This is a genomic window from Novosphingobium sp. Gsoil 351 (assembly GCF_009707465.1).
In the GTDB taxonomy this organism is placed as follows: domain Bacteria; phylum Pseudomonadota; class Alphaproteobacteria; order Sphingomonadales; family Sphingomonadaceae; genus Novosphingobium.
In genome coordinates this window covers 1,678,530-1,696,822 of sequence record NZ_CP046120.1, presented here as the reverse complement: position 1 = coordinate 1,696,822, position 18,293 = coordinate 1,678,530, and the positions used below count along the sequence as shown (strand labels likewise).

21 protein-coding genes, 1 tRNA gene and 1 pseudogene are annotated in these 18,293 nt (G+C 68.5%); 9 read left to right on the top strand and 14 right to left on the bottom strand.

All coding sequences use genetic code 11. The features are described 5' to 3' along the window. Positions 1-90: 90 nt before the first annotated feature. A complete protein-coding gene (locus tag GKE62_RS08140; protein ID WP_154691816.1) occupies positions 91-246 on the bottom strand; it encodes a YdcH family protein in 156 nt (51 codons plus the stop codon). Positions 247-491: 245 nt separating this feature from the next. On the opposite strand from GKE62_RS08140, the gene GKE62_RS08135 reads away from it, so the two are divergent. Together GKE62_RS08135 and GKE62_RS08130 are read left to right on the top strand one after the other, a co-directional pair. Next, entirely contained in the window at positions 492-689 is a 198-nt protein-coding gene (locus tag GKE62_RS08135; protein ID WP_154691815.1) for a YdcH family protein, read from the top strand. A gap of 118 nt (positions 690-807) precedes the next feature. Beyond that, positions 808-1,251, top strand: coding sequence for a DUF1465 family protein (locus tag GKE62_RS08130; protein WP_154691814.1), 444 nt, complete (start codon positions 808-810; stop codon positions 1,249-1,251). Positions 1,252-1,283: 32 nt separating this feature from the next. Here the strand turns inward: GKE62_RS08130 and glpK are convergent, their stop codons facing one another. Continuing rightward, entirely contained in the window at positions 1,284-2,753 is a 1,470-nt protein-coding gene (gene glpK / locus GKE62_RS08125; RefSeq protein ID WP_154691813.1) for a glycerol kinase GlpK, read from the bottom strand. A 146-nt stretch (positions 2,754-2,899) separates the two neighbouring features. Continuing rightward, entirely contained in the window at positions 2,900-3,100 is a 201-nt protein-coding gene (locus tag GKE62_RS08120) for a peptidoglycan DD-metalloendopeptidase family protein (protein ID WP_230207007.1), read from the bottom strand. Positions 3,101-3,103: 3 nt separating this feature from the next. Here GKE62_RS08120 and GKE62_RS18490 point away from each other — a divergent pair, with 3 nt between their 5' ends. Then, on the top strand, positions 3,104-3,310 hold the full coding sequence (locus GKE62_RS18490; RefSeq protein WP_195908731.1) for a hypothetical protein: 207 nt from the start codon (positions 3,104-3,106) through the stop codon (positions 3,308-3,310). Between the two features lie 98 nt (positions 3,311-3,408). Here the strand turns inward: GKE62_RS18490 and GKE62_RS19715 are convergent. The 3 genes and pseudogenes from GKE62_RS19715 to serS form a co-directional block, all read right to left on the bottom strand. Then, a pseudogene (locus tag GKE62_RS19715) lies at positions 3,409-3,549 on the bottom strand (LysM domain-containing protein); the annotation flags it as partial. 68 nt (positions 3,550-3,617) lie between these two features. Next, a complete protein-coding gene (gene surE / locus GKE62_RS08110) occupies positions 3,618-4,382 on the bottom strand; it encodes a 5'/3'-nucleotidase SurE (protein WP_154691811.1) in 765 nt (254 codons plus the stop codon). 135 nt (positions 4,383-4,517) lie between these two features. Beyond that, positions 4,518-5,810, bottom strand: coding sequence for a serine--tRNA ligase (gene serS / locus GKE62_RS08105; RefSeq protein WP_154691810.1), 1,293 nt, complete (start codon positions 5,808-5,810; stop codon positions 4,518-4,520). Between the two features lie 120 nt (positions 5,811-5,930). Between serS and GKE62_RS08100 the strand changes: the two genes are divergently transcribed. After that, on the top strand, positions 5,931-7,211 hold the full coding sequence (locus GKE62_RS08100) for an adenylate/guanylate cyclase domain-containing protein (protein ID WP_154691809.1): 1,281 nt from the start codon (positions 5,931-5,933) through the stop codon (positions 7,209-7,211). Between the two features lie 56 nt (positions 7,212-7,267). Here the strand turns inward: GKE62_RS08100 and GKE62_RS08095 are convergent. After that, positions 7,268-7,342 (bottom strand) — tRNA-Val (locus tag GKE62_RS08095). 93 nt (positions 7,343-7,435) lie between these two features. Between GKE62_RS08095 and GKE62_RS08090 the strand changes: the two genes are divergently transcribed. Beyond that, on the top strand, positions 7,436-7,744 hold the full coding sequence (locus GKE62_RS08090) for a DUF3297 family protein (protein ID WP_154691808.1): 309 nt from the start codon (positions 7,436-7,438) through the stop codon (positions 7,742-7,744). Here GKE62_RS08090 and GKE62_RS08085 read toward each other — a convergent pair. Continuing rightward, positions 7,741-8,436 carry a CHAP domain-containing protein gene (locus GKE62_RS08085; protein ID WP_230207006.1) on the bottom strand — a complete coding sequence of 232 codons (696 nt, stop codon included), beginning with the start codon at positions 8,434-8,436 and terminating at the stop codon, positions 7,741-7,743. The two genes, GKE62_RS08090 and GKE62_RS08085, sit on opposite strands and share 4 nt — an antisense overlap. Before the next feature lie 115 nt (positions 8,437-8,551). Here GKE62_RS08085 and der point away from each other — a divergent pair, with 115 nt between their 5' ends. After that, a complete protein-coding gene (gene der / locus GKE62_RS08080) occupies positions 8,552-9,925 on the top strand; it encodes a ribosome biogenesis GTPase Der (protein WP_154691807.1) in 1,374 nt (457 codons plus the stop codon). Between the two features lie 9 nt (positions 9,926-9,934). Here der and bfr read toward each other — a convergent pair whose 3' ends face one another. From bfr to GKE62_RS08060, 4 genes are all read right to left on the bottom strand, one after another. After that, entirely contained in the window at positions 9,935-10,417 is a 483-nt protein-coding gene (bfr, locus tag GKE62_RS08075) for a bacterioferritin (protein WP_154691806.1), read from the bottom strand. Between the two features lie 67 nt (positions 10,418-10,484). Next, on the bottom strand, positions 10,485-10,667 hold the full coding sequence (locus GKE62_RS08070) for a bacterioferritin-associated ferredoxin (RefSeq protein ID WP_154691805.1): 183 nt from the start codon (positions 10,665-10,667) through the stop codon (positions 10,485-10,487). A 29-nt stretch (positions 10,668-10,696) separates the two neighbouring features. Continuing rightward, positions 10,697-11,947 carry a DUF418 domain-containing protein gene (locus GKE62_RS08065; RefSeq protein ID WP_154691804.1) on the bottom strand — a complete coding sequence of 417 codons (1,251 nt, stop codon included), beginning with the start codon at positions 11,945-11,947 and terminating at the stop codon, positions 10,697-10,699. A 137-nt stretch (positions 11,948-12,084) separates the two neighbouring features. Beyond that, complete coding sequence (locus tag GKE62_RS08060; RefSeq protein ID WP_230207005.1) at positions 12,085-13,137, bottom strand: SPOR domain-containing protein; 1,053 nt, start codon at positions 13,135-13,137, stop codon at positions 12,085-12,087. 162 nt (positions 13,138-13,299) lie between these two features. On the opposite strand from GKE62_RS08060, the gene GKE62_RS08055 reads away from it, so the two are divergent. The 3 genes from GKE62_RS08055 to GKE62_RS08045 are packed head-to-tail and all read left to right on the top strand — an operon-like array spanning position 13,300 to position 16,025. Beyond that, positions 13,300-14,019, top strand: coding sequence for a ParA family protein (locus GKE62_RS08055; protein ID WP_154691803.1), 720 nt, complete (start codon positions 13,300-13,302; stop codon positions 14,017-14,019). A 13-nt stretch (positions 14,020-14,032) separates the two neighbouring features. Further along, positions 14,033-14,626 carry a hypothetical protein gene (locus GKE62_RS08050; protein WP_154691802.1) on the top strand — a complete coding sequence of 198 codons (594 nt, stop codon included), beginning with the start codon at positions 14,033-14,035 and terminating at the stop codon, positions 14,624-14,626. Positions 14,627-14,663: 37 nt separating this feature from the next. Continuing rightward, on the top strand, positions 14,664-16,025 hold the full coding sequence (locus tag GKE62_RS08045; RefSeq protein WP_154691801.1) for an SPOR domain-containing protein: 1,362 nt from the start codon (positions 14,664-14,666) through the stop codon (positions 16,023-16,025). A 1-nt stretch (position 16,026) separates the two neighbouring features. On the opposite strand, the gene GKE62_RS08040 is transcribed toward GKE62_RS08045, so the two are convergent. Together GKE62_RS08040 and GKE62_RS08035 are read right to left on the bottom strand one after the other, a co-directional pair. Beyond that, entirely contained in the window at positions 16,027-17,262 is a 1,236-nt protein-coding gene (locus tag GKE62_RS08040; protein ID WP_154691800.1) for a dihydroorotase family protein, read from the bottom strand. Next, positions 17,259-18,281 (bottom strand): aspartate carbamoyltransferase catalytic subunit, encoded by a 1,023-nt coding sequence (locus GKE62_RS08035; RefSeq protein WP_154691799.1) that lies wholly within the window; start codon positions 18,279-18,281, stop codon positions 17,259-17,261. Before GKE62_RS08035 ends, GKE62_RS08040 begins: the two co-directional genes overlap by 4 nt. Between the last annotated feature and the right edge of the window lie 12 nt (positions 18,282-18,293).

Sequence of the window (18,293 nt, the reverse complement as noted above, 5' to 3'; positions counted from 1 at the left end):
GCACCGTGCCGCAGTGACGCGGCCAGCCGGTCGTAGCCGCGCCCAGGCCCGAAAGGTGGGAAGCGGCAGCCGGCCGGCCGGCCGGCTGAATCAATGTTGGGTGATGGCGTCCTTGAGGCGCAACTTGCGCTTCTTCAATTCGTGGAGGAGGGCATCGTCGGGCGCGGGGCGGTTCATTTCTTCCTGGATCTTGCGTTCCAGTCCGGCGTGCTTTTCGACCAGCGCGCTCATGTGCGATGCTTCCATAGGTGTTCGCCTCCGTCGTAGCCCCGCGGAGCCGCGTTATGCGACGCCCGGGGCGGGTGGACCCGTCCTGGCGCGGTGGGCGATGTGCGGTCGCACAAATGACGGCGACCGACTCAAAGCCCCCCGCGTCGATTGTCATGCAAGCACATTGGTCGTAGCTTGCAAGGGTTAAAAAGGCGCGGACGCGGCGGGGGATTCCTTCGCGGGACGAACGGCGCCGAGCGTGTCAACGAAGGGCGGTCCGGGTGAGCGAAGAGGAGATGCGCAAGCGGCTGGAAATGCTGCGTATCGAACATGGTGATCTGGACGCGGCGATCGATGCGCTGACCGCCGCCGGCGCGCGCGACCAGCTCCAGATCGCGCGGCTGAAGAAGCGCAAGCTCAGGCTCAAGGACCAGATATCGATGCTCGAGGATTATCTGATCCCCGACATCATCGCATAGGTTCTCCGCCGGTCGCCCTTACGGTTTCGTGCCGCGCTGGGACAGGGGCCACATCGCCGGTGAAACAAGCCGCGCGACGCGTGACGGCGGACCGGCAAGAGGCGTAGACGTGTCGGCAATGGCCCTTCCGGCAGACATCAACCAGCGGATCGTGAACGCGCTCTATGGCGACGCGCTGGTTCTGGCGGACGAACTGCGCACCCGCTTCGGCGGCGACTTCGCGATCGGCGAGGATTGCTCGGCGCGAGTCGCGCTGTCGTGCGAGGGGCTGCGCGCCACTACCCGGACGATGCACTGCCTCGCCTGGCTGCTCAACCACCGCGCGTTCTTCGCGGGCGAGATCAGCGAGTTCCAGCTCCGCCGCCACGGCCGCCTGCCCGCGCGATCGGCGTCAGGCGATCTTGCGCTGCTGCCCGAGGATGCCGCCCGGCTGGTGGAGATGAGCGAGCGCCTGTTCGCGCGGATCGAGCGGCTGGAAGCCGCGTGGCGGCGGGGCGCTGCGGTTGTGGGCGCACCGACCGCGATCGAACGCTTGCGCGAGAGGCTGGCGCGGGTCGGGTAGCGCCCGTCGAGACACCGTACGCAACGGTGCGATCACACCTTGGCCACCGCCTCGCGCCACGCGGCCAACCGTGCATTTTTGACCGCCCCGTCCATCGCCTGCGTGAAACTCACCACCGGCCCGCGCATGCTCTTGGCCGCCTCGTCCAGATCGGCGAACCAGCCGCTGGCCACTGCCGCCAGCATCGCCGCGCCCAGCGCGGTGGTCTCGACCATCTCGGGCCGCTCGACCGCGATGCCGAGGATATTGGCCAGGTCCTGCGCCAGCCAGTCGTTGGCGCTCATCCCGCCGTCGATCCGCAACGCGGCCCAAGGCGCGCCATCGGCGGCGAAGGCGTCCATCAGATCGCGGGTTTGGTTGGCGGTAGCTTCCAGTGCGGCGCGGGCGAGGTGGGCGCGGGTGGTCGCAAAGCTCATCCCGGTCAGCGCCGCGCGCGCATCGGGCCGCCAATGCGGCGCGCCCAGGCCCGACAGCGCCGGAACCAGGACCACACCGCCGGTATCGGGGACGCTGGCGGCGAGCGCTGCGGTCTCCGAGGCGCTGGCGATAATGCCAAGACTGTCGCGCAGCCATTTGACCAGGCTCCCGGCGACGAACACCGAGCCCTCGAGCGCATAGGTCCGCCGGCCGCCGAGCTGGGTCAGAACGGTGCCGAGCAGGCGGTGGCGCGATCGCGGGAGCACGGCTCCCATGTTGGCGAGGACGAACGCGCCCGTGCCGTAGGTCGCCTTGACCTCGCCCGGTTCGTTGCAGCCCTGGCCGACGGTCGCGGCCTGCTGGTCGCCCGCGAGTCCGCGGATGGCGAGGGGGGCGTCGAACAGCCCCGGCAGGGTAGTCCCGAACTCGCCCGCGCAATCCACCACCTGGGGAAGCGCGGCGAGCGGCACGCCGAACAGGTCGCACAGGCCGGGATCGAACTGCGGGCCATCCAACGCCAGCAGCAACGTGCGGCTCGCGTTGGAGGCATCGGAGACGTGCGTTGCGCCGGTCAGCTTCCACACCAGCCAGCTTTCGACAGTCCCGAAAGCGAGCACCCCGGTCCGCGCCGCCGCGGCGACTTCGCCCGAGTTGTCGAGCAGCCAGCGCATCTTGGTTGCGGAGAAATAGGGGTCGAGCAGCAGCCCGGTGGCGTGCTGGACCGCGGGCTCGTGGCCGGCCGTGCGCAGGGAATCGCAGAACTCGGCGGTGCGGCGATCCTGCCAGACGATCGCGCGGGCGAGCGGCTCGCCGCTGGTCCGGTCCCACGCCACCACGGTCTCGCGCTGGTTGGTGATGCCGATGGCCGCGAATTGCGCCGCGCCGCCCGCCGCTGTGATGCACGCGCGCGCGCAGCGCAGCGTCGCCTCCCAGATTTCCTGCGCGTCATGCTCGACCCAGCCGGGCTGGGGATAGTGCTGGGTGATCTCGCACTGCGAGACAGCGCGGATGGAGCCATCGCGGGCGAACGCCATCGCCCGGGTCGAGGTGGTCCCGGCATCGAGGACGAGGATCAGGTCGGTCATTCAGGCTATCGCTCCCCCCCAACACCGTTCGCCCTGAGCTTGTCGAAGGGCCGTTCTTTCTTCGTGCGGTTGCGCGGGGATGCTAGAAGAAAGAGCGGTGCTTCGACAAGCTCAGCACGAACGGGTTTTGGCAAAAGGGTGCCGCCTCAAAACCGTGGCGGCAGCAGCGGTAGCGGATCGCGCGGTTCGTTGTCGCGGCGCAATTCGAAGTGCAGTCGCGCGTCGGTGCCGCTCCCGCCGGTGAAGCCCAGCCGCGCGCCGCTGGCGACGCGTTCGCCCTGGCGCACCACCAGCTTGGCGAGGTGGCCATAGGCGGTGACCCAGCCGCCACCGTGGTCGACGAGCACGAGTTGGCCGTACTTCTGCGGCTCGGGGCCCGCGAAGACCACCATCCCCCCGCCGCCGCGCGCACCGCCGCGCCGCTGAGCGTGGCGAAGGCGACGCCGCGCGGGTCGGCGCCGCTGGCGAAGGTTTCGGCGACCGGGCCGTCGGTCGGCCAGACCAGCCGCGGCGCGCCGATCGGTGCGGGGCTGCGCGCAGGTGGGCGATACGCGTAAGTCGGCACCGGGGCGGGCGTCGGCGCCGGGAGCGGCTGGACCACCGGGCGGCTTTCCGTCCGCCGCACCGGTTCGCTTCCGCCCCGAGGGATCGCCAGACGCTGGCCCACGCGGATCAGGTAGGGCGGGGGGATGCGGTTGGCGCGGGCCAACACGCTCATCATCAAGCCATTGCGCGCGGCGATCGACGACAGCGTGTCGCCCGGCCGCACGACATATCCGCCGCGCGGCTCGCTCATTTGCGCAGGGCGCTCGCTGCCCACGCAGCCCGCCAGTCCAGCAGCGAGCAACAAGGCGGCGGCAAGTCTCACCGCGCGTACCGTTCGCCCAGCGCGAGCAGCGAGCCGGTGTGGGTCAGGTCGAGCTGGAGCGGGGTGACCGCCACGAACCCGTCGGCGATCGCCTCCAGGTCGGTGGCGTGGCCGGGTGTGTGCTCGATGCCGTGGAGGCCGAACCAGTAATAGCGATAGCCGCGCGGATCGGTCCCCTCGACGACGCTGCCGCGCGCGTAATCGTGGAACCCCTGCTTGACGACGCGGATGCCCTGGACCGCATCGGGCTCGATCGCGGGGAAGTTGACATTGACAAGCGTTCGCTCGGCGAACGGCACCCCCAGCAGCGGGCGCAGCACCCGCTCGCCCCAGGCCTCGGCGACCGCGAACGGCACGGTGTCTCCCATCCCCTCGCGGGCATAGACCTGACTCAGCGCGATCGAACGAATGCCCGCCAACGCGCCCTCGAACGCGGCCGATACCGTGCCGGAGTACGTGACGTCGTCGCCGAGATTGGCCCCGCGGTTGACGCCTGAAAGGATCAGGTCGGGCGGGGCGGGCAGCACCTTGCGCAGCGCCATCGTCACCGCATCGGTCGGCGTGCCGCTGACCGACCAGTGGCGCTCGTCGTGCTTGAACAGCCGCACCGGGCGGGTCAGCGTGAGCGAATGCCCCGCGCCCGAATTCTCCTCCGCCGGGGCGACCACCCAGACATCGTCCGAAAGCGTGCGCGCGATCCGTTCGAGGACCTTGAGGCCTTCGGCGTTGATGCCGTCGTCGTTGGTGAGGAGGATGCGCATCAATGGGTCCCTAGCGTCTCCAACCGTCGTCATACTGAACTCGCTTCAGCATCCCTCGTTCACCAACGTTCTTCGGTTTGAGTCGCGAGATGGACGCTGAAACGAGTTCAGGGCGACGGGGAAGGAGAGGGCGGGTCATAGAGCCGGCGTTAGCTTGGTCACCCCACCCATGTACGGATGCAAGACTACGGGCAGATGAACCGAACCATCCTCCTGCTGGTAATTCTCCAGCACGGCAACCAGCGTTCGCCCGACCGCGAGGCCCGAGCCATTGAGGGTGTGGACGAACTCCGTGCCCCCTTTCTTGCCATCTGGGCCGCCCTCGGGCCGATACCGCGTGTTCATCCGCCGTGCCTGAAAGTCGCCGCAGTTGGAGATGCTCGAAATCTCGCGATAGGCATCCTGCCCGGGCAGCCAGACCTCCAGATCGTATGTCTTGCGCGCGGAAAAGCCCATGTCGCCCGCGCACAGCAGCATCCGCCGATAGGGCAGTTCCAGTGCCTCGAGGATTGCTTCGGCAGCGAGCGTCATCCGCTCGTGCTGGGCAGCAGAATCCTCGGGGCGGCAGATCGTGACCAGTTCGACCTTTTCGAACTGGTGCTGGCGGATGTAGCCGCGTGTGTCCTTGCCCGCAGACCCGGCCTCGGAACGAAAGCACGGAGTAAGCGCGGTCAGTTTGATCGGGAGCACGCCGTCGGCGAGGATTTGTTCGCGCACGCTGTTGGTCAGGCTGACTTCGCTGGTCGGGATCAGCCAGTGGTCGTCGCCGGTGCGGAACGAATCCTCTGCGAACTTGGGGAGTTGCCCGGTACCGAACATCGCGTCGCTCCGCACCAGCAGCGGCGGCGCGCATTCGGTGAAGCCCGCGGCGGTCTGGCGATCGAGCATGAACTGCCCCAACGCGCGCTGCAGCCGCGCCATCTGCCCGCGCAGGAAGGTGAACCGCGCGCCGGAGATCTGCGCGCCGGTCTCGAAATCGAGCCCGAGCGCGGCGCCGAGATCGGCGTGGTTGGCCGGGGCGTAGTTGAACTGGCGCCTGGCGCCCCAGGCCTTCTGCTCGACATTGCCCGCTTCGTCGTCGCCCTCGGGCACGTCGTCGGCAGGGCGGTTGGGCAGCGCGGCCAATGCATCGTGCAGCGCGGCCGTCTGCTCACGCTCTTCCTGTTCAAGCGCGGGCAGCGACACCTTAAGGATGCCGACTTCCTCCTTGAGCGCGTCGGCTTCCTCCTTGCGGCCCTGGCCCATCGCCGCGCCGATGGCCTTGGAGGCTTCGTTGCGGCGGGCGAGGCCTTCCTGCAATCGCGTCGCCACCGCGCGCTTGGCGGTATCGAGCGCCAGCACCGCCGCCGCCTGCGCTCCCAAACCCCGCCGCGCCAGCGCGGCATCGAAAGCCTTGGGGTCGTCTCGGATCAGGCGGATGTCGTGCATGGCGCGGGCCTATGCCCCCGAGGCCGCGCTCGCGCAAGCGAGCCGCCCGCACGGCGTGCTTGACTCACCGCCAGCCATCGTCTGTCTGGCGCGCAGGTTCGATCTTGGCTGGGGGCGTTCGTGACCAACATCGTCGGCCGGTTCTTCAGGCGCTTTATCCAGCGGTTTCCCGATCCCGCTTACGAGCTCGCCTATCTGACCGAGCAGCGCAGCCGCCAGGCCAAGTTCACCCGCGCGATGTGCCTGATCGTCGGCGTGGCGATCGTCGTCTTCGTGCTGTCGAGCTTCGTGTTCCTGGGCCGCGACGCGTTCGAAAAGGTCGGCTACGCGCAGCTGTATTTCATTCCGCTGCTGTTTGGCTATGCATGGGCGGTCGGGCGCCCGGGCTACGTCACCCGCGGCTGGAACGACGTGATCTTCTTCATCCTGATCCAGCCGGGCATGTTCGTCACCAACATGCAGATGGTCGAGAGCGGGCAGAACGGCTGGCCGCTCAGCGGACAGTTCTGCTATTCGCTGCTGCTGGCGATGGCTGCGGGCTGCCTGGCGTTCTCTGCCGCGGTCGCCTCGTACCTCGTCTTGGTGGTCGCTTCGTTCTTCTACATCTGGGGATTGCTGAGCTACGAAGGCGTGGTCACCAGCGAGATCGGCTACACGCTCAATTCCTACGGCACCTTCGTAGCCCTGCTGTTCTACGTGAACTGGGCGATCGACGATAAGGCGCGGCGTCTGTTCAAGCTGACCCGCGATCTCGACGCCGAAAAGGCCAAGTCCGACGCGCTGCTCGAAAGCGCGCTGCCCGCACCAATCGCCGAACGCCTGCGCCGCAACGAGGAAGTCTCCGATGCGCACGAACACGTGGCGATCGTCTTCGCCGATATCGTCGGCTTCACCCGCATCTCGAAGGCCTTGGGCAGCAAGGGCACGGTCGACATGCTCAACGCCTTCTTCGCCCGCGCCGACCATGGCTGCGCGCTGTTCGGGATGGAGAAGGTCAAGACCATCGGCGATTGCTACATGGCGGTCTCGGGGGCGCTGACCAAGCCGCCGCGACCCGAAAAGGCGGCGGTCGATTTCTCGGTGTTCCTGGTCCGCGAGGCGCACCGCGTCGGCGAGCAGCTTGGGATCGACCTCAAGGTCCGCATCGGGATCAACACCGGCGAGATGATCGGCGGGGTGATCGGCAACATGCGGCTGAGCTACGATTACTGGGGCGACACGATCAACGTCGCCGCCCGCCTCCAGGGCCTCGCCGCTCCCGACGGGATCACGGTCAGCAAGGACATCTGGGAGCTGACCAAGGACAGCTATCCCTACGATCCCCCGCGCGTCGCGCATCTCAAGAATCTTGGCGATTCGGACGTCTACGACATTCATCTCGACCACGCGGCGATCGCCTGACCGCCAGTCCGGGCCGGGCCTATCCGCAGCGGAGAGTTTGCGAAGGCGTTCGCCGCTGGTGGGCGCGACAGGGATTGAACCTGTGACCCCACCCGTGTGAAGGGTGTGCTCTACCGCTGAGCTACGCGCCCGCCGTCCGGGCCTGGCCCGGTTCGCGAAGGCGGGCGCTTAAAGCACCGCCTGCGAATTGACAAGCGGCTCGCATCCCCCGAAGGCGCGGCCCCATGACCGACCAGAACTCGCCCGAATCCACCACACCCGCCGCCGCGGATGTCCCGCCCGACCGGCTGGCGATCGACCCGGCGAGCCCGCACTTCGACCAAGAGAAGCTGGAGCGCGGAATCGGCATCCGCTTCAAGGGCACCGAGCGCACGAATATCGAGGAATACTCGATCTCCGAAAGCTGGGTCCGCGTCCAGGCGGGGCGCACGCTCGACCGCAAGGGGCGGCCTTTGACGCTGAAGCTGAGCGGTCCGGTCGAGGCTTGGTACAAGGATCTCGGCGAGGACGCGCCGGTGGCGAAGCGAGACTAGCTCACCCGCGCGATGATCTCGCCAATGGGATCTGCGGAACGCTTGCCGGGGCGCGAGGTCGCCGCCGCCTTGCGCGGTTTGTCGTCCAGCGCGATGCCCCTAAGGAAATCGCTGCCGATACGCGATTTGCGGGCCGGGCGGGCGTCCGCCGAGGCCAGCACCATGCGGGGGACTTCCATCAGGTCCTGTGGCTTGTCGGGATAGATGAACCCGTTGAGCGGCCAATGCGTGGTGCCGAGCGCCTGAATCGGCGCGAACCACACGCGCACCTCGCTCCAGTCGTTGGCGTCCGAGACGTCCACCGCGCGGACATCGTCCTCGATTTGGCCGCGGCGGCCGCCGATCAGGCTCCAGTTGGCGTGGCGCAGCAGCACGGTGCGCGAATCGATGACCCGGCTGACCGCGGCGACATGGCCCAGGCGCATGGCGCCATAAGGGCGAAAGCTCATCACCGCGCCGACTTTGGGGCGGCTGCCTCGCGCGTATTTGCCCGCCGCCTGATCCCACCAGGTGTGCGCGTCGCCGAATATCCTGATGCCCGAAACCTGGCGCGCGTAGGGGACGCACTGGAGGTAAGGCAGATCGCTGGCGGCATCGCCCTGGATCGAAAAATCGTCCGATGACGAGGCCAGCGCGACGGGCGCGCATCCCAACGCGAGCATCGCGGCGGCAAGTCCGGTCCAACCCCTCATGCCCGGCAAGATCGCCAGAGAGGGTTAATATCGCCCTAATCCGCGGCGCCGCCAAAGCGCCGGGGTCGGTGACAGGCCTTGCCATGCCCGCCGCCAGCGGCCACGGCCCCGCACCATGCGCCCGCAAGTCATCATCATCGGCCGGCCCAACGTCGGCAAGTCCACGATCTGGAACCGGCTGGTCGGCAAAAAGCTAGCGCTGGTCGACGATCAGCCAGGAGTGACCCGCGACCGTCGCTATGGCGAGGCGCACCTGCTCGGCATCGACTTCACCATCGTCGATACCGCGGGCTGGGAGGACGAAGCCGCCGAGACGCTGCCCGGGCGAATGCGCGCGCAGACCGAGGTCTCGTTGGTGGGCGCCGACGTCGCGCTGTTCGTGATCGATTCGCGCGCCGGGCTCACCCCGCTCGACGAGGAGATCGCCCGCTATTTGCGCCAGTCCTCGGTGCCGGTGGTGCTGGTCGCCAACAAGGCCGAGGGCCGCTCGGGCGATCACGGGCTATACGAGGCCTTTTCGCTGGGTTTCGGCGATCCGGTGCCATTCTCGGCCGAGCATGGCGAAGGGCTGGGCGACCTGTTCGAGGCGCTGCTGCCGCTGATCGGCAATGCCGAGAAGGAGGAGGCCGAGGAGGACAACGACGGCGAATACGATCCGCAGTCGGTGCTCAAGCTGGCGATCGTCGGGCGACCCAATGCGGGTAAATCGACGCTGATCAACCGAATTCTGGGCGAAAACCGTCTGCTCGTCGGGCCCGAGGCGGGTATCACCCGCGATTCGATCGCGGTCGACTGGACCTGGAACGATCCCAAGAGTGGTGAGGCGCGGCCCATCCGCCTGATCGATACCGCGGGGATGCGCAAGAAGGCGCAAGTCACCGACAAGCTGGAGAAGATGGCGGTCGCCGACGCGCGCCACGCGGTCGATTTCGCCGAAGTGGTGGTGCTGCTGCTCGATGCCACCCGCGGGCTGGAGCACCAGGACCTTAAGATCGCCAGCCTGGTGCTCGAAGAGGGCCGCGCGCTGATCGTCGCGATCAACAAGTGGGACATCGCCGAGGACCCCAGCGGGCTGTTCAACGGGATCCGCTTCGCGCTCGACGAGGGTTTGGCGCAGGTCAAGGGGCTGCCCGTGCTCAGCGTTTCGGCGGTGACCGGCAAGGGTCTCGACGATCTGATCCGCGCCGCCTTCACACTGCGCGATGCGTGGTCGAAGCGGGTCACGACCGGCCAGCTCAATCGCTGGTTCGATCGCGCGCTGGAGGCCAATCCCCCGCCAGCGCCGGGGGGGCGCCGGATCAAGCTGCGCTACATCACCCAGGCCAAGACCCGTCCGCCGGGGTTCATCCTGTTCGGCACCCGGCTCGACCAACTGCCGATGAGCTACCAGCGCTACTTGGTGAACGGCATCCGCCGCGAGCTGGGGTTCGAGGCGGTTCCGGTGCGGCTGACGCTGCGCAGCGCGAAGAACCCGTTCGACGACAAATAGCGCGGCGCCTTAACCTGCTTCGGCGGGCTTGCTTTGCAACTGCACGTAGTTGGCCAGCCCCATCCGTTCGATCATGTCGAACTGGGTCTCGAGGAAATCGACGTGTTCCTCCTCGCTTTCGAGGATGCGTTCGAAGATCTCGCGGCTCACGTAGTCGCGGACGCTTTCGGCATGGGCGATCGCGTCCTTGAGCAACGGAATCGCCTCCATTTCCAATGCGAGGTCGGCGCGGAGGATTTCCTCGACCGTCTCGCCGACTTTGAGCTTGTGCAGCGCCTGGAAGTTGGGGAGTCCGTCGAGGAACAGGATGCGCTCGGCCAACGTGTCGGCGTGCTTCATCTCGTCGATCGATTCGTGACGCTCGTATTCGGCGAGTTTGGTCACGCCCCAGTGGTGGAGCACGCGATAGTGCAGCCAATACTGGTTGATCGCGGTCAGCTCGTTGGTCAGCGCGCGATTGAGGTACTCGATGACTTTGGTGTCGCCTTGCATCGCTCGCTCCTGGTCGCCGCGCCGGGTGGAGGGGGTTATGGCCCGGCGCGGCTAGCGGAGCAAGGAATCAGGCGGGCAAAAGCGCCATGCTGCGTTCCTCGGCGACGATATCATCGGCCTCGTCGAGGCACTGGCGGCATTGCGGGGTGCGGCCGAGGCGGGCGTAGAGGTCCTCCGCGCCATCGCGGCAGCAACGCGCGGCGGCGCGCAGGTCCTTTTCGCGGATGGCATTGCAGATGCAGACGTACATGCGCTCGGGCCCTCTCGATGGAGAGGTTACTACTGCGAATCACTTTCAATAGCAAGTGGCTTCCGCATCGGCGCGATCCGGCCATAGGTGAGCGAGCGCCACAGCCATTCGAGCGGGCCCAAGCGAAACCGCGCTAGCCACGGCCGGCTCCATGCCAGCATCAGCCCCCAGCCGAGCAGGACGAACGCGAGCAGCTCGAACCGGCCGATGCGCGCGAACAGGCCCAGCCCCCAGCCGTGGAAGATGAAGGTCATCGCCAGCGAGGTCGCGATGTAGTTGGAGAACGCCATCCGCCCGCAGGCCACGAGGCGGCCTCCCAGTGCGCTGCCGGCCCAGCGCCGAGCGAGCACGACCGCGAATGCGGCATAGCCCAGCGTGCTCGCCAGGCGGCCCGCGGCGGCGGGGCCGAGCCAGACGAACAGGGTCAGCGGCAGGGCGAAGTCCTCGCGCCACAACCACCACGCCAGTGGCAGCGTCAGCACCAGCCCGCCGCCGATGCCACGCCACGCCCAGCGCTTCAGCCGCGCCGCCTTCCAGATCCCGGCGAATAACCCCGTCTTGAACAGCGCCATCCCGATCAGCATCAGCGGGATGGTCTCGAACCAGGTCATCGCCACCGTGGTCAGCGGATCGGTCCAGTTGTCGCGCAGCATGTGCGCGACGTGATCTGACCACGGCGCCAGCGTTGCGGGAATTTCGGCCCGGGCGTCGTTACCATAGTCGGCGATGATGCTCGCCGCGGTCCCGCCGCCGACATCGTCCCAACCCAGCCACGGCGCCGCGCCGCCCGCGGTCAGCGCGCCGAGGGTGACGGCGCCAATCGCGTAGATCGTCAGCGCGGCGATCGCGAGGCGCTGCGGGGTCAGGTGACGCAACGCGAGCGCGAAGAACCCGCACACCGCATAGAGGAACAGGATGTCCCCCCACCACAGCAGGAAGAAGTGGGCGAGGCCGAACAGCGCCAGCCACCCCAGCCGCCGCTGCTGGAGGGCCGCGCCGTCGCGCCCCGATGCCTCGGCGCGCTCGACGAACAGCAGCATGCTCGCCCCGAACAGCAGCGAGAACAGGCCGCGAAACTTGCCGTCCGCTAGCACGAACACCGCCAGCCAGGTCCAGTCGTCGGCAATGCTGACCGGCGCGGTCGGCGCGCGAGGGCTGACATAGACGATCTCGGGCCAGGCGAACCCGACGATGTTGAGCAGCAGGATCCCCAGGATCGCGACGCCCCGCACGAAATCGAGCGCGATCAGGCGGGAGGGGGACTGTTCTGCACTTTGCACAAAATCCCCCGTCGCCCCGACGAAGGCCGGGACCCAGCCAACCCTGCGTCACCGCACGATCATCGCGATTGCAGAGCTTGTCTAGGCCCCGCCCTTCGCCGGGACGACGGGGAGGGGCAAGGATCGATTGGAAAGGTTCAGCCCACCGGCATGCACCCCGCCACGCCGACCTGTCCACACGCCGTCTGCGCCTCCGCCCGGCTGGCGAATGGCCCGGCCTGGAGCTTGGTCAGCCTGCCCGCCGGAACGAAGAACGCCTGCCGCCCGCCGAGCGCGGCGTTGCCCTTGAGCTTGCCCCACAGCGCCTGGGCGTTCCCCGAAACGCCGAACGCGCCGAGCTGGATGCGCCACGTGCCGCTGCCTCGCGCGGCAGCCGGTTGAACGGCAGGCGCGACGACCGCGACCTTCGCGGGAGCAGGAGCGGCTTTGACGTTAGGAACGGCCACGATCGAGGCCCGCGCAACCCCCCGGACCGGGCGCGAAACCACGACCGGATTGGCGTAGTCGGCCCCGGCCGTCACCGGTTCCGGCCACGGCGGCGGCGCAAGTGGCGCGGTCTTCTCTCCGAGCCCCAGCGAAGCCATCTGCGCGGCGCGCTGGGCGCTGGCCTCGCGCTCCAGTTCCGCCGCAAGCGCGACGCCTTGTTGACGCTGTTCGAGCGACAGCGTCTGGTCCATCGTCGTCAACGTCGCCTTGGCGGGTTCCAGTCCGGCGGCGACGGCGCGAGTCATCAGCGCATAGGCGAGGACCGGGTCCCTGGGGACGAGGTCGCCGTTGTAGCGCGCCACCCCCAGCACGTATTGGGCGCGGGGCTCGCCGCGCTCGGCCGAAGCCGCCAGCCACGGCATCGCCGCCTCGCGCCGCCCGGACTGGAACAGCAGCAGGCCATAGGTGTCCGCCGCCTGGAGATGGCCCTGCTGCGCCGCCTTGAAATAGAGGTCTTCGGCGCGCTTGAGATCGGGGGGGACGCCCTTGCCCAGCTTGTAGGCCTGGGCCAGGTTGAACTGCGCATCGGCATCGCCCGCGGCGGCGGGCTTGCGCCATTCGGCGGCGGCGCGCGCATAGTCGCCGCGAGACCATGCCTCGACGCCGTCCTTGACACCGGCCTCGGCAGGCGAAGCCGCTAGGGCCGCAAGTGCCGCTCCCGCTGCCGCCAACCGCCACCGCGCCATGGTCGTCTCGCCGTTCACGACGCTTCCATAGCGGCGGCATGGTAAACGGGCGCTTAGCGAAGCCCACTCAAGATCACCGAGCGGTGGAAGCGCATGCCGTGGAAGCCCGTTAACCCAAAATTAGGGGTGATGACGGATACCGGCCTCCAAAGGACCGCTTGGCATTTAGGGGGCAATACGTTGCGCGTTCTGGCATTGGCATCACAGAAGGGGGGATCGGGCAAGACGACCTTGTCCGGGCACCTCGCCGTAGAGGCCCAGCGCGCAGGCGCCGGTCCCGTCGTCCTCATCGACATCGATCCGCAGGGAAGCCTGGCCGATTGGTGGAACGAGCGCGAGGCGGAGTTTCCCGCCTTCGCCCAGACCACCGTGGCACGCCTGGCCGGAGACCTCGCGGTTCTGCGCCAGCAGGGCTTCCGTCTGGCGGTGATCGACACCCCTCCAGCGATCACCATGGCGATCCAGAGCGTGATCGCGGTGGCCGAACTGATCGTCGTCCCGACCCGCCCCAGCCCGCACGATTTGCGCGCCGTCGGCGCCACGGTCGATTTGTGCGAGCGCGCCGGCAAGCCTCTGATCTTCGTGGTCAACGCCGCCACCCCCAAGGCCAAGATCACCAGCGAGGCCGCGGTCGCGCTGAGCCAGCACGGCACCGTCGCTCCCGTCACACTGCATCACCGCACCGATTTCGCAGCCTCGATGATCGATGGCCGCACCGTGATGGAGGTCGATCCCAAGGGCCGATCGGCGCAGGAAGTCGAGGCACTGTGGGGCTATATCTCCGATCGCCTGGAAAAGAACTTCCGCCGCACCGTGTTCGCGGCGCCGGCATCGGTGACGATGCTGCCCGGGGTGAGCCGGCCGCAGGGCGGCTTCGGCCGCCGCGTCGCCGGTTCCTGACGGGTTCGGGTCGATGCGCGAGCCCAAATCCTTTGCGTCGCTGTCGCCGACGCTGCTGGCTCGCAAGGGCGGCGCCAAGCCGGCGATGCGGCCCCAGTGGCAGCCGCTGGTCGATTATTCGACCGAGGTTCCGCTGCCGCCGCACCCCGACCATCTCGAAGATCTCGGCTGGGACGACATGGGCGAGGAAGCGGTCGATTCGACCGTCGTTCCGTTCGGTGCGCCCGACGAACAGTTGCAGCAATCACCGCTTACCGCCGGAATGCCCGAGGTGCTGCGCCAGCAGGACGCTTTGGCTGGTCATGTCGGAGACGAGGGCAGGTCCGAGCCTTCGTCACTGATCCCGCTCGCCGCGCACCGCTATGCGCGCGATGCCGCAGGCAAGGCCGAATCCGCCAGCGCCGCAGCCGAGCGCCGCTCGGCGCTTGCCGACGGCCGCCGCGCCGCGTTCACCTTGCGGGTCGACGAGGTTCGCCATCTCAAGCTGCGGCTGGCCTGCACCATGCAGGGCCGCAGCGCCCAGCAGCTCGTGACCCAGGCGCTCGACCGCCTGCTCGAGGAACTGCCCGAACTCGACGACCTGGCCAAGCGCGTCCGGCGCCGCTGACATTTTTTCGACACACGGAACTCCGGGGGAAACTACAATGACCGGGACTCGCACCACGATCCTCAAGCTCGCATCGACCGCTGCCATCGCCGTCGGATTGCTCAGCGGATGCGCCTCGGATGGCGGGGCCCGGCCTTCGAGCTATGCCGCCAAGCCGCTATCGGGCGAGGGCAGCAAGGCTGTCGTCAAGGCCGAAAAGGCCGTGCTGGCGTCGCCGCGCGACGCCGCCGCGCGCGCCTCGCTGGCGGCCGCCTACCTCGCCGCCGGACGCTTCGCCTCGGCTGCGCAATCGTACGACGATGCCTTGAACCTGGGCGACGAGAGCGCCGCAACCGTGCTCGGGCTGGCCTTGGCGGAAACCGCCAACGGCAACAACGCCGCCGCGGTGGAACTGCTCCACGACTGGCGCAACACCATCCCCGCTGGCGACCTCGGGCTTGCCTACGCGCTGGCCGGCGAACCGGCGCGGGGCGTGCAAGTGCTGTCCGACGCGCTGCGCAACGGCGAAAACGACGCCAAGATCCGCCAGAACCTGGCCTTTGCCTTCGCCCTTGACGGCCGCTGGCGCGAGGCGCGGCTGATGGTCGCGCAGGACCTGCCCGCGGACAAGGTCTCCGACCGGATCGGCGAATGGGCCGAGATGGGCCGCCCCGAAGACGCCGTGAAGCGCGTGGCGCACCTGCTCGGCGTGACCCCGAGCAGCGATGCGGGTCAGCCGCAGGCGCTGGCGCTGGCCAACTTCCCGGGTTCGAGCGAACTGGCCGCCGAGGCGCAAGCCCAGGTGGTGGCCGCGGCCGAGCCCGCCGCTCAGGTGGCGCCGCAACCGGCCCCGCCTGCGATGGCCCAGGCCGAGCTTCCTGCGGTTGCGGCTCCTGCCGCGGCTCCGGTCGCTCAGCCGGTCACGCTTGCCGCACTCGATCGCGCGCCCTCGCTCGTCGCCAGCGATGCCCCCGCGTTCGCCACGATTTCCGCCCCGGCGCGGTCGGCGGCCTCTTCCCCCTTCGCGGGCAAGGCCATGCGCACCAAATTCGTCAGCGATCCGCGCAAGGTTGCGCAGCCCGGCAGGGGCAAGGGCCTGGCCGGGATGACCGCGATCGCCAACGCCGTCTCGGGCGGATCGCACTGGGTCCAGCTTGGGTCGTACACCAATCCGGCGATCGCCAAGGAGGGCTGGGGCAAGTTCACCCGCCGTACTCCTGCGCTCAAGGGCTATAAGTCGGTTACGACCACCGCCATGGTCAACGACGTGCCCGTGTGGCGCGTCGCCGCCACCGGCTTCGGTAGCTATGCCGATGCAGCGGCGATGTGCGCCAGGGTCAAGTCGCGGGGCGGCGCCTGCCTGGTCAAGCGCGCCGAAATCCAGGGCGCGGGCGCGGTGATGCGCGGGCTGCGGCGCTGACCTAGCCGACCGCCGCGCCGCCCTTGAACAGGGCGACGACGCGGCCTTCCACAGGGCGCTTGTCGAACGGGGTGTTGCCCGCCGCGGCGGCCATCTTGTCCGAATCCACGATCCACGGCTTGGCCGGATCGACGATCGCGAGATCGGCTTCGGCGCCGCCGCGCAGTTCGCCCGCGTCGACCCCCAGCAAACGCGCCGGATTGGCCGCAAGCAGCGCGAAGGCGCGGGCGAGGTCGATCACCCCGTCGCGGACCAGCGTCAGGGTCAGCGACAGCAGCGTCTCGGCCCCCGCCATCCCCGGCGCGGCATCGGCGAAGGGCAGGCGCTTGTCCTCGGGTCCGCGCGGATCGTGGCCGCTGGCGATGACGTCGATCGTCCCGTCGGCGATGGCCGCGATCACCGCGCGACGCTCCCAGTCGCATCTCAGTGGCGGCGACAAACGCGCGAAAGTGCGAAAATCGGCAAGTTCCAGGTCGCTGAGCATGAAGTGCGCCGGAGTCACTCCCGCAGTGACCGCCACGCCGCGCAGTTTGGCCGCCCGAACCAGCGCGAGACCGGCCGCGGTCGTCACCTGGCGGATATGCAGCTTGGCGCCGGCCAACTCGGCCAGCGCGATGTCACGCGCCACCGCCAGCGCTTCGGCTTCGGCGGGGGCGGAGGGCAGGCCCAGCCGCGTCGCCATCTCGCCCGCGGTCGCCACCGCCTCGCCGGTCAGTCCGGCATCTTCCGCATGGGTCACTACCACCAGATCGAGCATCGCCGCATAACGCAGCAGCCGCAGCATCACCCCGCTGTCCGCCACCCACTTGCGCCCGGTGGCGACAGCCCTTGCCCCCGCCTCGCGCATCAGCGCCAGCTCGGCGAGTTCGCGACCCTCGAGGCCCCTGGTGGCGGCGGCGAGCGGATGCACCCACAAGTCGGGCTTGCCCGATTGCGCCGCGAACCGCACCCGCGCCGGATGGTCGAGGGGCGGGGTCTCGTCGGGCATCAGCGCGGCGCGGACGATACCGCCGAAGTGGAACGCCGGGCGGTCGATCGCGAACACCCCCAGGTCGATCAACGCGGGCGCGACCAGCGCGCCCTTGGCATCGACGACGGTATCGCCATCGCGCGCGACGACCGAACCGTCGAGCGCGACGACGACGCCGTTCTCGCAGCGGATCGCGCCCGGACGAGGCTCGCCCGTCGGCAACACCAGCCGACCGTTGACGATCGTGAGCGGCGCGGCGATGCTCATGCCCAGCCCTCTACGCCGCGGCGTCTGCGGGTCAGCACGTCGAGACAGGCCATGCGGATCGCCACGCCGTTTTCGACCTGGCGGGTGATCAGCGAGCGTCCGCCCCCCTCCTTGCCAGTCAGATCCGCGACGTTGGAATCGATCTCCACCCCGCGGTTCATAGGCCCCGGGTGCATCACCAACGCCCCCGGCGCGGCGCGGCCTAGGCGATCGAGCGTCAGCCCGTAGAGATGGCGGTATTCGCGCGGGCTAGGGATGAACTGGCCGCTCATCCGCTCTTGCTGGAGCCGCAGCATCATCACCACTTCGGCGCCCTTCAAGGCGGCATCAAAGTCGTGGAACGGCGCGACTCCCATCGCATCGACCCCGTCGGGCATCAGCGCGGGCGGCGCGCAGACGCGCACATCGGCGCCAAGCGCGGTCAGGCACAGGATATTCGATCGCGCCACCCGGCTGTGGAGAATATCGCCGCAGATCGTGACCTGCAGCCCGTTGAGATCGCTTCCCGCGGGCCGGTTCAGCGCATGACGGATGGTCAGCGCATCAAGCAAGCCTTGCGTCGGGTGTTCGTGCTGGCCGTCGCCCGCGTTGAGCACCGGGCAATCGACCTTGTCCGCGATCAGCCGCACCGCGCCGCTGCTGGCGTGGCGGATAACGATCGCGTCGGCACGCATCGCCCCCAGGGTCAGCGCGGTGTCGATCAGCGTCTCGCCCTTCTTCACGCTCGATTGCGCGGCGTGCATGTTGACCACGTCGGCGCCCAGCCGCTTGCCCGCGATCTCGAAACTCAGCAGCGTCCGGGTGGAATTCTCGAAGAACGCATTGATGATCGTCAGCCCGGCCAGCCGGTCGGCGTGCTTGGAGGCCTGCTTGTTGAGCGCGACCCACTCTTCCGCCTCGTCGAGCAGGTAGAGAATCTCATGCCGGGCCAGGCTGCCGATGCCCAGCAGGTCACGGTGCGGGAACGCGGCGCGCCCGCTTGGGTAGCGTCCGACGACGGGTGTTTCCGGCGATGGCATTAAAGCGATGCC

Excerpts from the sequence above, each read along its gene's own strand:
- GKE62_RS08140 (WP_154691816.1), bottom strand. The coding sequence starts at position 246 with ATGGAAGCATCGCACATGAGCGCGCTGGTCGAAAAGCACGCCGGACTG.
- GKE62_RS08130 (WP_154691814.1), top strand. The coding sequence starts at position 808 with ATGGCCCTTCCGGCAGACATCAACCAGCGGATCGTGAACGCGCTCTAT.
- glpK (WP_154691813.1), bottom strand. The coding sequence starts at position 2,753 with ATGACCGACCTGATCCTCGTCCTCGATGCCGGGACCACCTCGACCCGG.
- surE (WP_154691811.1), bottom strand. The coding sequence starts at position 4,382 with ATGCGCATCCTCCTCACCAACGACGACGGCATCAACGCCGAAGGCCTC.
- serS (WP_154691810.1), bottom strand. The coding sequence starts at position 5,810 with ATGCACGACATCCGCCTGATCCGAGACGACCCCAAGGCTTTCGATGCC.
- GKE62_RS08090 (WP_154691808.1), top strand. The coding sequence starts at position 7,436 with ATGACCGACCAGAACTCGCCCGAATCCACCACACCCGCCGCCGCGGAT.
- GKE62_RS08085 (WP_230207006.1), bottom strand. The coding sequence starts at position 8,436 with ATGAGGGGTTGGACCGGACTTGCCGCCGCGATGCTCGCGTTGGGATGC.
- der (WP_154691807.1), top strand. The coding sequence starts at position 8,552 with ATGCGCCCGCAAGTCATCATCATCGGCCGGCCCAACGTCGGCAAGTCC.
- bfr (WP_154691806.1), bottom strand. The coding sequence starts at position 10,417 with ATGCAAGGCGACACCAAAGTCATCGAGTACCTCAATCGCGCGCTGACC.
- GKE62_RS08070 (WP_154691805.1), bottom strand. The coding sequence starts at position 10,667 with ATGTACGTCTGCATCTGCAATGCCATCCGCGAAAAGGACCTGCGCGCC.
- GKE62_RS08050 (WP_154691802.1), top strand. The coding sequence starts at position 14,033 with ATGCGCGAGCCCAAATCCTTTGCGTCGCTGTCGCCGACGCTGCTGGCT.
- GKE62_RS08045 (WP_154691801.1), top strand. The coding sequence starts at position 14,664 with ATGACCGGGACTCGCACCACGATCCTCAAGCTCGCATCGACCGCTGCC.
- GKE62_RS08040 (WP_154691800.1), bottom strand. The coding sequence starts at position 17,262 with ATGAGCATCGCCGCGCCGCTCACGATCGTCAACGGTCGGCTGGTGTTG.
- GKE62_RS08035 (WP_154691799.1), bottom strand. The coding sequence starts at position 18,281 with ATGCCATCGCCGGAAACACCCGTCGTCGGACGCTACCCAAGCGGGCGC.